The following is a 13,129-nucleotide window of genomic DNA, read 5'->3' as shown; positions in this document are numbered from 1 at the left end:
GGACGGCCGCGCGTCGCCGCCGTTACTCCATCTCGGCGTGTTGCGTCTCGCGCTCTTCCGCTTCCAGCATCGCCTTGACGATCAGATAAACGGCGGGCAGATCGTCGTCGTCGCGCTTCCAGTCGACGGCTTCCTCGACGTCCGCGGCGACCATCCGGCTGTCGCGCAGCCGGATGAAGGCGTCGACGACCGTCGGATCGTTGCGGTTCAGGAAGCCGGAGTTCGAGAACGCCAGTTCTTCGACATTCAGCAGCGCCTGCCAGCTCATCGTGCGGACGGCGGCCGGATGGCTGCGGCGCCGCAAGCCGAGCGCCCGCTGCGCGGGGCCGCCGACGACACGCTGAAGATCGACGACCGCCTGCCGCGCGGCGCGCTCGAAGTGGACGGGATTGAAGCCGGGTTGCTCGGGATCGAATGCGGATGACTGGAACATGGTCGCCTCACTAAAGACCGCCTCGGGGACGGAATTCGGGTCAAATGACGCAGAAACACTGTAAATATATACAGTGATCGGCGCACTTTCAAGCCCCCGATGACAGCAGATGGCAGCCGTCCGGCAACCGGGCCGTGTCAGACCGCTGCCGCGATGGTCTCCCGCAGCCACCGGTGCGCCGGGTCGCGATGCACGCGCTCGTGCCACAGCATCGACATTTCATAGCCGGGCACCTCGACCGGTGCGTCCACCACACGCAACGCAGGCACGTCGCGCACCAGTCGCTCGGGCAGCATCGCGACGAGATCGGTGCTCGCGACCGCCGACATCACGAACAGGAAGTGCGGCACGGACAGCACGACGCGCCGCACGGCACCGACCTTTGCGAGCGCTTCGTCCGTCACGCCGAAGAAGCCGCCGCCATCGGGCGACACGATCACGTGTTCAAGCGTGCCGAACTGCGCGAGCGTGGGGCGCCGCTTCAGCTTCGGATGCCCGGCGCGGCCGATGAGCACATAACGCTCGACGAACAGCGGCAGGCGCCGCATGCCGGCCGGCGACCCTTCCGTCGTATGAAAGGCGAGGTCGATGCCGTTTCGTTCGGCATCCTGCTCGATGCGCGGCGGCGCGAGTTCGACGACGGCGAGCCGCGTACCGGGCGCGGCCGAGCGCAGCGTGTGCAGCGCGGGCAGCACGATCGTCGATTCGCCGTGGTCGGTCGCGGCCACGCGCCACGTGTTCGTCGCGGTCGCCGGATCGAACGGTGTGGCCGGAACCACCGCGCGCTCGACGGCTTCGAGCGCATCGCGCAACGGCTCGCGCAGCGTTTCCGCGCGCGCGGTCGGCCGCATCCCGCGCGGCCCCGGCAACAGCAGCGGATCGCCGAACAGGTCGCGCAGTTTTTGCAACTGCACGCTCACCGACGGCTGCGACATGTTCAGTTTCTCGGCCGCGCGCGTGACGTTGTGCTCGGCGAGCAGCACGTCCAGCGTGACGAGCAGGTTCAGGTCGAGTCGTCTGAGATTATTCATGGCTATACCTGGAATATCAGGAATTCATTTCAAATATACCTTCGACGGCGGCATCCTGTAGTCATTCAATCAAAGGAGTGACGAACATGAATGTGCTGATCGTTTATGCCCATCCCGAACCGCGTTCGCTGAACGGCGCGCTGCGCGACTTTGCCGTCGAGCATCTCGAAGCAGCCGGCCACGCGGTGCAGGTGACGGATCTGTATGCGATGAACTGGAAGGCGGCGTTCGACGCGAACGACGTGACCGGTCGCGCACCCGACGCGCGGTTCGATCCGTCGCTCGACTCGAAGCACGCATTCGCGGCCGGCACGCAAAGCGAAGATATCGCGCGCGAGCAGGAGAAGCTGAAGTGGGCCGACGCGGTGATCCTGCAGTTTCCGCTGTGGTGGTTCTCGATGCCGGCGATCATGAAGGGCTGGGTCGAGCGTGTGTATGCGTACGGTTTTGCGTATGGCGTCGGCGAGCATTCGGAGACGCGCTGGGGCAACCGCTACGGCGAAGGGGCGCTGGCCGGCAAGCGGGCGATGCTGATCGTCACGGCAGGCGGGTGGGAATCGCACTACAGCCCGCGCGGCATCAACGGGCCGATCGACGACGTGCTGTTTCCGATCCAGCACGGGATCTTGTATTACCCGGGGTTCGACGTGCTGCCGCCGTTCGTGATCTACCGGACGGGCAAGATGAACGACGCGCGCTTCGACGAAACGCGTGCGGCGCTCGGCAAGCGTCTCGATGCGTTGTGGACCGCGCAGCCGATTCCGTTCCGGCGACAGAACGCGGGCGATTACGAGATTCCGGCGTTGACGCTGAAGGAGGAGATCGTGCCGGGGACGGTGGGGTTTGCCGCGCATCTGGCGCACGCGTATTGATGACGCATGGCGGGCCCGCTCGGGAAAGCGGCGCGCGGGCATATCGACACCTGCGCGCGAATCGAGCCGTTTCCGGAGATCGGCGCGACGGATGCGCGGAAGCCGGCCGCGCGGCAACCCGATCCACCCCGGCGGATGACGAAACGAAACGGGCGGCCCGCGATGCAATCGCGGGCCGCCCGTCTTGTCGGAACTCGATCGCCTGCTTACCGATCGTCTTCCCGCACCGAAGACGGATGCCGGCACAGCGCGCGCACTTCCATCTCCATATACGGGAACAGCGGCAACTGGCTCAGCAGGTCATGCAGTTGCTGCACGCTTTCGACGTCGAAGATGCTGACGTTCGCATACTGCCCGGCGATCCGCCACAGATGACGCCAGATACCTTCGTTCATCAGCCGCTGGCACATTGCCTTTTCTTCCGCCTTCAGCGTGGCCGCCTTGACCGGATCCATGTCCGTCGGCAGACGGACGGTCATTTCCACATGAAACAGCATCCTGCACTCCTTGCATTGTCGATTCGTCGAACGGGAAGGCCGCTCACGCCTGCGCGCGGGCTCGCTCGACTTCGCTTGCCGGCACGTCCTGCTTTTCCTTGAGCAGCGAGAAATCGAAGTCGATCAGCGCGAACTGCCCGTCGACGCCGTACGGCTTGCCTTCCGCGCCTTCGGCCTGCTTCACTGCCGGGATCAGCCCGTCGCGCGTTGCGAATGCGAAGTCGTCCCACAGGTGCGGATCGCCTTCGATGTTGATCTGCGTCGTCAGCTTACGATAACCGTCCGCCGAAACGAAGAAGTGAATGTGCGCCGGACGATGGCCGTGGCGGCCGAGCTGGTCGAGCAGTTGCTCGGTCTTGCCGCCCGGCGGCACGCTGTAGCCGACCGGCACCACGCTGCGGAAGCTGTAGCGGCCTTCCGAGTCGGTGCGGATCGAACGGCGCAGGTTGAACGCGGGCTGCGACTGGTCGAAGTACGAGTAGTTGCCGAGATGGTTCGCATGCCACACCTCGACGAGCGCGTTCGCGATCGGCGCGCCGTCGTGGCCGAGCACTTTGCCGCGCATCACGAGCGTCTGGCCCGGATCGGTGCCGTCGTCGAGGCGCGCATGGCCGACCGATTCCGGCGCGCCGGCAACGTACAGCGGCCCCTCGATCGTGCGCGGCGTGCCGCCCTCGATGCCGGCCTTCGCTTCGGCTTCGTCCATCCGCACGTCGAGGAAGCGCTCGAGGCCGAGGCCCGCGGCGATCAGGCCGAGCTCCTTGCCCGCTTCGTTCAGGTAGTTGAGCGCGGTCCAGAATTCGCTCGGCTGCACGTCGAAATCCTCGATCGTGTAGCACAGGTCCTTCATGATCCGGTTGACGATCGCGCGCACGCGCGGGTTGCCGGGCTTCTCCGCGGCGTCGTCGAACGTCTTCAGCAGGGCGTCGATGGCTTGCTTGTCCATGTGTGTCTCCGGTTTCGGTTGTCGTGTGGGGATCAGCGGGCGTCGCGCTTCATGCGTTCGATGCGGGCCCAGTCGAAGGTGATGCCGAGGCCGGGCGTCGCCGGCAGGTGCAGCTTGAAATCCTCGTAGCGCAGCGGCTCGACGAGGATTTCCTCGGTGAGCAGCAGTGGGCCGAACAGCTCGGTGCCCCAATTCAGCGAGTCGAACGTGCTGAACAGTTGCGCGGACGCCATCGTGCCGGCCGCGCCCTCGAGCATCGTGCCGCCGTACAGCTCGATGCCGGCCGCCGCCGCGATCGACGCGACGCTCGCCGCGCCCTGCAGGCCGCCCGATTGCGCGATCTTCACCGCGAACACGTCGGCCGCGCGATCCTGCGCGAGCGCGAACGCATCGACGGGGCCGTGCAGCGCCTCGTCGGCCATGATCGGCACCTGCGCGAGCTGCGTGAGGCGTTTCAGCCCCGCGCGGTTGGTCGCGGCGATCGGCTGCTCGACGAGGCTCACGCCCGCTTCCGCGAGCCGTGCGCCGGCCCAGATCGCGTCGGTTTCGCTCCATGCCTGGTTCACGTCGACACGCACGTCGCCGCGCTCGCCGAGCGCGCGCTTGATCGCGACGACGTGTGCGACGTCGCTGGCGACCGCGTTCGAGCCGATCTTCAGCTTGAACGCGCGGTGGCGGCGCGCGTCGAGCATCGCTTCGGCTTCCGCGATGTCGCGCTGCGTGTCGCCGCTCGCGAGCGTCCATGCGACGTCCACCGCGTCGGCCCGGCGGCCGCCGAACAGTTCCGACAGCGGCACGCCGAGGCGGCGCGCCTGCGCGTCGAACAACGCGGTCTCGATCGCGCACTTCGCGAAGCGGTTGCCCTGGAACAGCTTGCGGGCGCGCGCCATCGCGGCGCCCGGGCGGGTCGCGTCCATGCCCTGCAGCAGTGGCGCGAAATAGGTGTCGATGTTGACCTTGATGCTTTCAGGGCTCTCCTCGCCGTAGGCGAGGCCGCCGATGGTCGTCGCCTCGCCGACGCCTTCGATACCGTCCGTGCATCGAACGCGAACCAGCACGAGGGTCTGGCAATTCATCGTGGCGACCGACAATTTGTGGGGCCTGATCGTCGGCACGTCGACCAGCAAAGTCTCGATGCGTTCGATGGTGGCGGCAGTTGCTATCATGCGATTCCTCCTGTTGGTGCACATGGTAGGAATTCCCGCCCCGCGTCGTCCAACACTCTTTCCGACTACTTCCATACCTTTGAGGCATGAAATGGAATTGCGCCAGCTCCGCTACTTCATCGCCGTCGCCGAGGAAATGAACATCACGCGGGCGGCCGAGCGGTTGCACATGACGCAGCCGCCGTTGAGCCGCCAGCTCCAGGCGATCGAGGACGAGATCGGGCTGCCGCTGTTCGAGCGCGGCGCGCGGCCGCTGAAGCTGACGGATGCGGGGCGCGTGTTCTACGCGCAGGCGAAGCGCCTCGTCGACCAGGCCGACGAGCTCGGCCCGCTGACGCGGCGGCTCGCGCAGCTGTCGGAGCGGATCGTGATCGGCTTCGTGCCGTCGACGCTGTACGGTGCGCTGCCGGACGTGATCCGCGCGTTTCGCGAGGCGCAGCCGGACGTCGAACTGTCGCTGATCGAAATGTTCACGCTCGAACAGCTCGGCGCGCTGAAGGGCGGGCGGATCGACGTCGGGTTCGGCCGCCTGCGGTTCGACGACGACCAGCTGGTGCGCGAGGCGCTGATCGAGGAAAAGCTGATCGCCGCGCTGCCGGTCGGGCATCCGCTCGCCGATCCCGATCGGCCTCTCGCGCTCGCGGATATCGCGAACGAGACGCTGATCGTCTATCCGAGCACGCCGCGGCCGAGCTTCGCCGATCAGCAGCTGTCGGCGCTGCGCGACGGCGCGCTGGTGCCGGCGGCCGTGCACGAGGTGCGCGAGCTGCAGACGGCGCTCGGGCTCGTGGCCGCGCAGGTCGGCGTGTCGCTGGTGCCGGAGAGCGTGGAGGGCGTGCGCGTGAAGGGCGTGGTCTACCGGCGGTTGCCGGAGCCGGCCGCGACGTCGCCGATCATCATGAGCCGCCGGCTGCACGGCGAAAGCGCCGCCACGGCCGCGTTCTGCGCGATTGCGCGGGAGATGATCGGGGCGTCGGCCTGACGGGCGTCGCCGCCTTCAAGTATCGCAACTAACGGTCTGTTTTGGCGTGCGCCGGTGGATGCGGAGGGGGTGTCGTAATGCCACGCGCGTCGATGCAAGTGCCGCGCTGGTTTTGCGGGTCGCAGGCCACAAGCCGCATGCCACCGGCCGCGCCATCGAACGCGTCGCTATCGCTTCACGTCGAGCGTTTCCGACGGAGACTCGCCGAATTTTTCCCGATAGGCGATCGCGAACCGGCCAAGGTGCGTAAACCCGCAATCGAGCGCGACATCGGCGATCCGCCGGTCGGACGCCGCGCCGCGCAGCAGCTCGCGCGCATGGTCGAGCCGCGTCGCGCGCAGGTATTGCATCGGGCTCATTCCCCGGAACTGCAGGAACGCGTCGCGCAGCGTCCGTTCCGGCACGTTGGCGGCCTGGACGATATCGGCGAGTTGCAGCGGCTGCGCGTAGTGCGCGTCCACGAACTCCTGCGCGCGCCGCAGGAAGCCCGGCGCGGGGTCGCGGTGCGAGGCGTGCAGCACGGACGGCGGGTGGCCTTCGATCAGCAGGTCGATCAGCAGGTGCTCGAGCTGCGACGCGACGCGCGGGTTCGCGTTCGCGCGCTCGAGCAGCTCGGGCGAGCGGGCGACGAGCATCAGTTGCTGGCGCCACGCGGTGAGCGCGGCGTCGCTGACATGCAGCACCGGGTCGAGCGTCGCGCGCGGGTCGCCCGTCAGCGAGCCGACCGTGGCCGCGTCGATGCGCAGCACGAACTGCTCGCAATCGGCCGACAGCACCGCGTCGAAGCGCTCGCCGGGCGCGCACAGCACGCCGGTCTGGCCGTCGACGCCGAGCTGCCGCCCCATCGCGCGCACCTCGGCCTGGCCGGACAGGCAGAACATCAGCAGGTAGTAGCCGTCGACCGCGTCGACCTGCACGCGCATCGCGTCGCCGAATGCGATCGTGCCGATCCCGAGCCCGCCGAGCCGGACGAAATCCATGTGCGACGCGCCATGCGTGCGGCCGTTCGGCAGCAGCGCATGCGGCTGCATCACGCGCGAGATCCGCTCGCGCGTCTCGTCGAGATCGCGGGATTCGAACAGCCGGTGCGCGCGCAGCGCGAGCGGCTCGAACGACGTTGGGGACATGGGCCTCAGCCTTTGTATGAGCGACGCGCGCTTCGATCCGATGAATGGGTCGCGATCGTGCGCAGGGTCGTGTGTGCCGTCATGCTAGCTCAGAAATCCGCCGAAAGTGGATATTGCGCCGCCGCAATCGCACTTTCCGGATAGACGGGGAATATTAGCCTTTCAAAAATGGACTCCATCTTGTTAATGAAACGGAACCACAAGGAGTCCGACATGGAGCAGACAGAATCGCCCGTCGTGTTCGCCTCGCGCGACGACGCGTCCGACGTGAGCTTTCCGCACGACGACGGCTCGCGCGTGCCGTACAAGGTGTTCAGCTCGCAGGCCGTCTACGAACGCGAGCAGGAACGCATCTTTCGCGGCCCGACGTGGAACTTCGTCGCGCTGGAAGCGGAAATCCCGAACGCCGGCGATTTCAAGAGCACGTTCGTCGGCGATACGCCGGTGGTCGTCACGCGCACGGAGGACGGCGCGCTTTCCGCGTGGGTGAACCGCTGCGCGCACCGCGGCGCGCAGGTGTGCCGCAAGTCGCGCGGCAACGCGAGCTCGCATACGTGCGTGTATCACCAGTGGAGCTTCGACAATACGGGCAACCTGCTGGGCGTGCCGTTCCGGCGCGGCCAGAAGGGGATGTCCGGGATGCCGGCCGACTTCGACCCGAAGCAGCACGGGCTGCGCAAGCTGCGTGTCGACAGCTATCGCGGGCTCGTGTTCGCCACCTTCAGCGACGACGTGATGCCGCTGCCCGACTATCTCGGCGAGCAGATGCGCCCGTGGATCGACCGGATCTTCCACAAGCCGATCGAGTATCTCGGCTGCACGCGCCAGTATTCGAAGTCGAACTGGAAGCTGTACATGGAGAACGTGAAGGACCCGTATCACGCGAGCATGCTGCACCTGTTCCATACGACCTTCAACATCTTCCGCGTCGGGATGAAGGCGCGCTCGATTCCGGATGCGAACCACGGGCTGCACAGCATCATCACGGTGACGAAGACGGGCGACGATACGTCGGCCGCGTACAAGCAGCAGAACATTCGCTCGTTCGACGAAGGTTTCCATCTGGAAGACGAATCGATTCTCGATCTCGTGTCGGAATACGACGAGGACTGCACGAACCATATCCAGCCGATCTTTCCGCAGCTCGTGATCCAGCAGATCCACAACACGCTGGTCGCCCGCCAGATCCTGCCGAAGGGCCCCGACAACTTCGAGCTGATCTTCCACTTCTTCGGCTACGCGGACGATACGCCCGAGCTGCGCGCGCTGCGTATCAAGCAGGCGAACCTCGTCGGGCCGGCCGGCTATATCTCGATGGAGGACACGGAGGCGACCGAGCTCGTGCAGCGCGGCACGGTGCGCGACGGCGACGCGACGTCGGTGATCGAGATGTCGCGCGGCAATCCGGACCAGCAGGACACGGTGATCACCGAAAGCCTGATCCGCAAGTTCTGGGGCGGCTACCAGAAGCTGATGGGCTATTGAAGCGGGAGCGCGGAACGATGGAAAACCTGACGGAAGACATGAAGACGTGGTTCGAGATTTACATGCTCCAGAACCGCTATATCGGGCACCTCGACAACAACCGGCTCGAGGAATGGCCGACGATGTTCACCGAGGACTGCACGTACGAAATCGTGCCGAAGGAAAATGCCGACCTCGGGCTGCCGGTCGGGATCGTCCACTGCACGAACCAGCGGATGCTGCGCGACCGCGTGGTGTCGCTGCGGCACGCGAACATCTACGAAGAGCATACGTACCGGCACATGACGTCGGGCCTGACGATCGTCGCGGAACGTGACGGCGAGATCGACACCGAGAGCAACTACGTCGTCGTGCAGACGCGCAGCAACGGCGAGTCGAACGTGTACCAGGCCGGCAAGTACTACGACACGGTCGTGCGCACGCCGGACGGGCTGCGCTACAAGACCAAGCGGGTGATCTACGACACGTCGCGCGTGCAGACGCTGCTCGCGACCCCGATCTGATACGGAAGCAAGGAACAGTCATGACTGAAGCAACGCTCGCCGAGTGGCATCCGCTCGGCGCTTTCGACGAATTCTCCGAAGACGAACCGGCGGCGCGCGTCGCCGGCCAGAAGCCGATCGCCGTGTTCCGGATCGGCGACGAACTGTTCGCGATGCACGATCTCTGCACGCACGGCCATGCGCGGCTGTCCGAGGGGTATGTGGAGGACGGCTGCGTCGAATGCCCGCTGCACCAGGGGCTGATCGACATTCGCACGGGCGCGCCGAAATGCGCGCCGATCACGGAGCCGGTGCGTACCTATCCGATCCGGATCGTCGACGGGCAGGTGGAAGTCAATGTCGGCTGATCCGTTCGTGATCGTCGGCGCCGGCCACGCGGCGCGGCGCACGGCCGAAGCGGTGCGCGAGCGCGACGCCGCGGCGCGCATCGTGATGATCGGCGCGGAACGCGAGCTGCCGTACGACCGGCCCGCGCTGTCGAAGGATGCGCTGCTGAGCGACGGTGGCGAGCAGCGCGCGTTCGTGCGCGATGCCGCGTGGTACGACGCGCAGCGCATCGAGCTGCTGCTCGGCACGCGCGTCGAGGCGATCGAGCGCGATGCGTTGCGCGTGCGGCTCGACGACGGCACGACGCTGCCTTATGCGCGGCTCGTGCTGGCGACGGGCTCGCGGGTGCGTACGTTCGGCGGTGAGATCGACGAAGGCGTTACGCCGCATTACGTCCGCACGGTCGACGATGCGCGTGCGTTGCGCGCGCAGCTCGCGCCGGGGCGCCGCGTGGCGGTGCTCGGAGGCGGTTTCATCGGCCTCGAGGTCGCGGCGGCGGCGCGCCAGCTCGGTTGCGACGTGACGGTGATCGATCCGGCGCCGCGCCTGCTGCAGCGCGCGTTGCCGGAAGTCGTCGGCGCGTATGCGCATCGGCTGCACGACGCACGCGGCGTGGTCTTCCGGATGGCGACGCTGCCGCGCGCGATCCGTCGCGCGCCGGGTGGCGGCGCGATCGTCGAGACCGATCGTGGCGACGTGCCGGCCGATCTCGTCGTGGTCGGTATCGGGGTGGTGCCGAATGTCGAGCTCGCGCACGCAGCGGGGCTCGATGTCGACAACGGGATACGCGTCGACGCGGGCTGTCGTACGGTCGATCCCGCGATCTTCGCGGCGGGCGAGGTGACGATGCACTTCAATCCGTTGCTCGGGCGTCACGTGCGGATCGAATCGTGGCAGGTGGCCGAAAACCAGCCGGCTGTCGCGGCGGCGAACCTGCTCGGTGCCGACGAAACCTATGCCGAGCTGCCGTGGTTGTGGTCCGATCAGTACGACTGCAACCTGCAGATGCTCGGGTTGTTCGGCAGCGAACGCACGATCGTCGTGCGCGGCGATCCGGCGAACGGGCCGTTCACGGTGTTCGGGCTGGGGGACGACGGCAGGATCGTCGCGGTGGCCGCGGCGAACCAGGGGCGCGACATCGGCGCATCGCGCCGGCTGATCGCGGCCGGGGCGGTGCCCGATCCGGTGAAGCTCGCCGATCCGACGGTGAATTTGAAGACGTTCCTGTAACGGCGGCAGGCGCGGCGAGTATGGCAGGCGCGGCGGACGGATGGCGTCGGCGACGACGTCGCCGGCCGCGCGCTTGCCGGACGATTGCGCGACGCGGCGGGTGACGTCATGCCCGGCGGCGATCGCGCGGGGCCGTTGCGTTTCATGCCGCGCGTTTGTCGGCCGGTGCGAAATCGGGGATATTAGCGGCATCGCCGATTCGCCTGCCGCCATGACGCCAGACAAAGCCCTCGAACTGAAACGCAGCAAGCGCCGCGCGCTGTGGCTGCTGCTGGCCGCCGTCGCGGTGTTCGTCACGACGATCCTGCTGCCGCGTGGCCCGTGGGTCGACGGCTTCAAGGCCGTGGCCGAAGCCGCGATGGTCGGCGCGCTTGCCGACTGGTTCGCGGTCGTCGCGCTGTTCCGCCGTGTACCGATCCCGTTCGTATCGCGTCATACCGAGATCATTCCGAAGAACAAGGACAAGATCGCCGACAACCTCGCGGTGTTCGTGCGCGAGAAGTTCCTCGGTCCCGACGCGCTCGCCGCGCAGATCCGCCAGCACGATCCCGCGCAGAAACTCGGCGCGTGGCTCGGCGAGCCGGCAAACACTGACGCGCTCGGCGGCTATGTGACGAAGCTGATGAGTTTCGCGCTCGACATGACCGACGACGCGCGGATCCAGTCGTTCGTCCACGATGCGTTTCGCGCGGTGATCGACCGGGTCGACCTGTCGCAATCGGCCGGTGCGATCCTCGACACGCTGACGAAGGACGGCCGCCACCAGGTGCTGCTCGACGACGCGATCGAACAGGTGGTCGACGTGCTCGACAAGGAAGAAAACCGCGAGGTGATCGCGGGTTTCATCGTCGAATGGCTGAAGACGCAGTACCCGAAGGTCGAGAAGATCATGCCGACGCAGTGGTTCGGCGAGAACGGCGCGCGGATGCTCGCGAGCGCGGTGAGCCGTGTGCTGGAAGGCGTGGCGGCGGACCCCGAGCACGAGCTGCGGCAGCGCTTCGACCGGACGGTCGTGCGGCTGACCGAGCGGTTGAAGCACGATCCCGCGTTCATCGCGAAGGGCGAGGAGATCAAGCGTTACGTTCGCGACGGCGCCGCGTTCAACGAGTATGTCCGCGACTTGTGGGATCAGTTGCGCGCGTGGCTGAAGGCCGATCTCGCGCGCCCCGATTCGGCGCTGCACCGGCAGGCGGCGACGCTTGGCGGCTGGCTCGGTGCGCGGCTGGCGGAGAGTCCGGCATTGCGTGCATCGCTGAACGAGCATGTCGAGAAGGCCGTGCACGAGATGGCGCCGGATTTCGCGGATTTCCTGATGCGCCATATCCGCGACACGGTGCGCAACTGGGATGCGCGCGAGATGTCGCGGCAGATCGAGCTGAACATCGGCAAGGACCTGCAATACATCCGCATCAACGGCACGCTGGTCGGCGGGCTGATCGGGCTCGGGTTGTATCTGGTGGCGCTGGTGCCGCGCTGGGCGGCCGGCTGGCTGCACTGACGCGGCCACGGGTATCGCGGGAGGGCGCGGAGGGTGCGACGGGCCGCGCCCGCGCGTCATGCATGCGCTTTCGCGCCGTGCAGTTGCAGGCCGAGCGCCTTGATGACCTTCAGGATGGTGCCGAAGCTCGGGTTGCCGTCGTGCGACAGCGCCTTGTACAGCCCTTCGCGCGACAGGCCCGCGTCGCGCGCGACCTGCGACATGCCGCGTGCGCGTGCGATCACGCCGAGCGCGTGCGCGATGAAGGCCGGATCGTCGCCGGCTTCCTGCAGGCACGCTTCGAAGTAGTCGGCCATGTCGTCTTCGGTCTTCAGATGGTCGGCCGAATCCCACGGCCGGGTGTTGATCTTGTCCATCGATTACTCCATGTCGAGGTGCGCGAGCATCGCGTGCGCGGCGCGTATGTCGGCCTGTTGCGTCGATTTATCGCCGCCGCCGAGCAGGATGACCCAGATCGTTCCGCGCCGGACGTAGTAGACGCGATAGCCGGGGCCGTGGTCGATCCGCATTTCGACGATCGGCGAGCCCGCGGATTTCCAGTCGCCCGGATTGCCCATCGACAGGCGGTCGATGCGTGCCTGGATGCGGCGCTTCGCGACGCGATCGCGCAGGCCGGCAAACCATGCGTCGAAGACGTCGGTGGTCCGGATGCTGAACGTAGGCGCACTGTAGGGCATTGATTGCGGTATGTCAACCATGGTTCACAGATGGGTCGGGCCGGGTCGGGTTATTCGGTAGCCGCTACATTAGGGCTGCCCGCTTCGTTTGCGTGCCAAATGGCCGTTCGGCCGAAGTCGGAGTTCTGCGAATCCGTCTACAATCAATCACGTCTTTGCCGCCCGTGCGCGCTTGCCGCGCGCGGGCGGATCCGTTTGTCCTCCGCTATCCGGAGGCGCCGCCGCGCATCGCTCGTTGCGCGGCGGGCAGTGCCGTGGTTTGTGTCCAGTAGGTAAAGCGTCCGCGTGCCGTAGGCCGGCGCGCGTTCTGAACGCTGCGTGTCCGTAGGCCGGGCAGGCGGCATCAACCGAGAGT

At 66.8% G+C, this 13,129-nt stretch carries 15 protein-coding genes; 7 read left to right on the top strand and 8 right to left on the bottom strand.

Annotated elements, in window-relative coordinates; translation table 11 throughout:
• Nucleotides 1-22: 22 nt before the first annotated feature.
• On the bottom strand, nucleotides 23-433 hold the full coding sequence (locus E9536_RS03775; protein WP_027790981.1) for a DUF2471 family protein: 411 nt from the start codon (nucleotides 431-433) through the stop codon (nucleotides 23-25).
• 137 nt (nucleotides 434-570) lie between these two features.
• Nucleotides 571-1,464 (bottom strand): LysR family transcriptional regulator, encoded by an 894-nt coding sequence (locus E9536_RS03770; protein WP_136469291.1) that lies wholly within the window; start codon nucleotides 1,462-1,464, stop codon nucleotides 571-573.
• 86 nt (nucleotides 1,465-1,550) lie between these two features.
• Here E9536_RS03770 and E9536_RS03765 point away from each other — a divergent pair, with 86 nt between their 5' ends.
• Complete coding sequence (locus E9536_RS03765; RefSeq protein ID WP_027790982.1) at nucleotides 1,551-2,336, top strand: NAD(P)H-dependent oxidoreductase; 786 nt, start codon at nucleotides 1,551-1,553, stop codon at nucleotides 2,334-2,336.
• Between the two features lie 206 nt (nucleotides 2,337-2,542).
• Here the strand turns inward: E9536_RS03765 and catC are convergent, their stop codons facing one another.
• From catC to E9536_RS03750, 3 genes are read right to left on the bottom strand one after another with little or no spacing between them, the layout of a single operon-like run.
• Nucleotides 2,543-2,833, bottom strand: coding sequence for a muconolactone Delta-isomerase (gene catC / locus E9536_RS03760; RefSeq protein ID WP_021157297.1), 291 nt, complete (start codon nucleotides 2,831-2,833; stop codon nucleotides 2,543-2,545).
• 43 nt (nucleotides 2,834-2,876) lie between these two features.
• Entirely contained in the window at nucleotides 2,877-3,779 is a 903-nt protein-coding gene (gene catA, locus E9536_RS03755) for a catechol 1,2-dioxygenase (protein ID WP_136469290.1), read from the bottom strand.
• 32 nt (nucleotides 3,780-3,811) lie between these two features.
• A complete protein-coding gene (locus E9536_RS03750; RefSeq protein WP_136469289.1) occupies nucleotides 3,812-4,945 on the bottom strand; it encodes a muconate/chloromuconate family cycloisomerase in 1,134 nt (377 codons plus the stop codon).
• Nucleotides 4,946-5,036: 91 nt separating this feature from the next.
• Between E9536_RS03750 and E9536_RS03745 the strand changes: the two genes are divergently transcribed.
• Nucleotides 5,037-5,927, top strand: a complete 891-nt coding sequence (locus E9536_RS03745) for a LysR family transcriptional regulator (protein ID WP_021157296.1) — start codon at nucleotides 5,037-5,039, stop codon at nucleotides 5,925-5,927.
• 167 nt (nucleotides 5,928-6,094) lie between these two features.
• Here E9536_RS03745 and andR read toward each other — a convergent pair whose 3' ends face one another.
• Nucleotides 6,095-7,054 carry an anthranilate 1,2-dioxygenase regulatory protein AndR gene (gene andR, locus E9536_RS03740; RefSeq protein ID WP_027790986.1) on the bottom strand — a complete coding sequence of 320 codons (960 nt, stop codon included), beginning with the start codon at nucleotides 7,052-7,054 and terminating at the stop codon, nucleotides 6,095-6,097.
• Nucleotides 7,055-7,267: 213 nt separating this feature from the next.
• On the opposite strand from andR, the gene andAc reads away from it, so the two are divergent.
• The 5 genes from andAc to E9536_RS03715 all read left to right on the top strand — a co-directional run bounded on the left by andAc (nucleotide 7,268) and on the right by E9536_RS03715 (nucleotide 12,097).
• Nucleotides 7,268-8,539, top strand: coding sequence for an anthranilate 1,2-dioxygenase large subunit AndAc (gene andAc, locus E9536_RS03735; RefSeq protein ID WP_136469288.1), 1,272 nt, complete (start codon nucleotides 7,268-7,270; stop codon nucleotides 8,537-8,539).
• Nucleotides 8,540-8,556: 17 nt separating this feature from the next.
• A complete protein-coding gene (andAd, locus tag E9536_RS03730) occupies nucleotides 8,557-9,042 on the top strand; it encodes an anthranilate 1,2-dioxygenase small subunit AndAd (protein WP_034196026.1) in 486 nt (161 codons plus the stop codon).
• 20 nt (nucleotides 9,043-9,062) lie between these two features.
• A complete protein-coding gene (gene andAb / locus E9536_RS03725) occupies nucleotides 9,063-9,389 on the top strand; it encodes an anthranilate 1,2-dioxygenase ferredoxin subunit AndAb (protein ID WP_006479527.1) in 327 nt (108 codons plus the stop codon).
• On the top strand, nucleotides 9,379-10,599 hold the full coding sequence (gene andAa / locus E9536_RS03720) for an anthranilate 1,2-dioxygenase system ferredoxin--NAD(+) reductase (RefSeq protein WP_136469287.1): 1,221 nt from the start codon (nucleotides 9,379-9,381) through the stop codon (nucleotides 10,597-10,599). The genes andAb and andAa overlap by 11 nt, the downstream gene beginning before the upstream one ends.
• Before the next feature lie 211 nt (nucleotides 10,600-10,810).
• On the top strand, nucleotides 10,811-12,097 hold the full coding sequence (locus tag E9536_RS03715) for a DUF445 domain-containing protein (protein ID WP_136469286.1): 1,287 nt from the start codon (nucleotides 10,811-10,813) through the stop codon (nucleotides 12,095-12,097).
• 56 nt (nucleotides 12,098-12,153) lie between these two features.
• Here the strand turns inward: E9536_RS03715 and E9536_RS03710 are convergent, their stop codons facing one another.
• The gene (locus E9536_RS03710) at nucleotides 12,154-12,453 is read right to left on the bottom strand and encodes an addiction module antidote protein (protein WP_136469285.1); all 300 of its coding nucleotides are present in this window, start codon (nucleotides 12,451-12,453) and stop codon (nucleotides 12,154-12,156) included.
• Between the two features lie 3 nt (nucleotides 12,454-12,456).
• Entirely contained in the window at nucleotides 12,457-12,774 is a 318-nt protein-coding gene (locus E9536_RS03705) for a type II toxin-antitoxin system RelE/ParE family toxin (protein WP_168799493.1), read from the bottom strand.
• Between the last annotated feature and the right edge of the window lie 355 nt (nucleotides 12,775-13,129).

The organism is Burkholderia sp. LS-044, from assembly GCF_004803625.1.
Taxonomy (GTDB): Bacteria; Pseudomonadota; Gammaproteobacteria; order Burkholderiales; family Burkholderiaceae; genus Burkholderia; species Burkholderia cepacia.
This window is presented reverse-complemented; position numbering and strand designations above follow the sequence as displayed.

Excerpts from the sequence above, each read along its gene's own strand:
- E9536_RS03710 (WP_136469285.1), bottom strand. The coding sequence starts at position 12,453 with ATGGACAAGATCAACACCCGGCCGTGGGATTCGGCCGACCATCTGAAG.
- E9536_RS03715 (WP_136469286.1), top strand. The coding sequence starts at position 10,811 with ATGACGCCAGACAAAGCCCTCGAACTGAAACGCAGCAAGCGCCGCGCG.
- E9536_RS03765 (WP_027790982.1), top strand. The coding sequence starts at position 1,551 with ATGAATGTGCTGATCGTTTATGCCCATCCCGAACCGCGTTCGCTGAAC.
- catC (WP_021157297.1), bottom strand. The coding sequence starts at position 2,833 with ATGCTGTTTCATGTGGAAATGACCGTCCGTCTGCCGACGGACATGGAT.
- E9536_RS03770 (WP_136469291.1), bottom strand. The coding sequence starts at position 1,464 with ATGAATAATCTCAGACGACTCGACCTGAACCTGCTCGTCACGCTGGAC.
- andR (WP_027790986.1), bottom strand. The coding sequence starts at position 7,054 with ATGTCCCCAACGTCGTTCGAGCCGCTCGCGCTGCGCGCGCACCGGCTG.
- E9536_RS03750 (WP_136469289.1), bottom strand. The coding sequence starts at position 4,945 with ATGATAGCAACTGCCGCCACCATCGAACGCATCGAGACTTTGCTGGTC.
- E9536_RS03705 (WP_168799493.1), bottom strand. The coding sequence starts at position 12,774 with ATGCCCTACAGTGCGCCTACGTTCAGCATCCGGACCACCGACGTCTTC.
- E9536_RS03745 (WP_021157296.1), top strand. The coding sequence starts at position 5,037 with ATGGAATTGCGCCAGCTCCGCTACTTCATCGCCGTCGCCGAGGAAATG.
- andAd (WP_034196026.1), top strand. The coding sequence starts at position 8,557 with ATGGAAAACCTGACGGAAGACATGAAGACGTGGTTCGAGATTTACATG.
- andAc (WP_136469288.1), top strand. The coding sequence starts at position 7,268 with ATGGAGCAGACAGAATCGCCCGTCGTGTTCGCCTCGCGCGACGACGCG.
- andAb (WP_006479527.1), top strand. The coding sequence starts at position 9,063 with ATGACTGAAGCAACGCTCGCCGAGTGGCATCCGCTCGGCGCTTTCGAC.
- E9536_RS03775 (WP_027790981.1), bottom strand. The coding sequence starts at position 433 with ATGTTCCAGTCATCCGCATTCGATCCCGAGCAACCCGGCTTCAATCCC.
- andAa (WP_136469287.1), top strand. The coding sequence starts at position 9,379 with ATGTCGGCTGATCCGTTCGTGATCGTCGGCGCCGGCCACGCGGCGCGG.
- catA (WP_136469290.1), bottom strand. The coding sequence starts at position 3,779 with ATGGACAAGCAAGCCATCGACGCCCTGCTGAAGACGTTCGACGACGCC.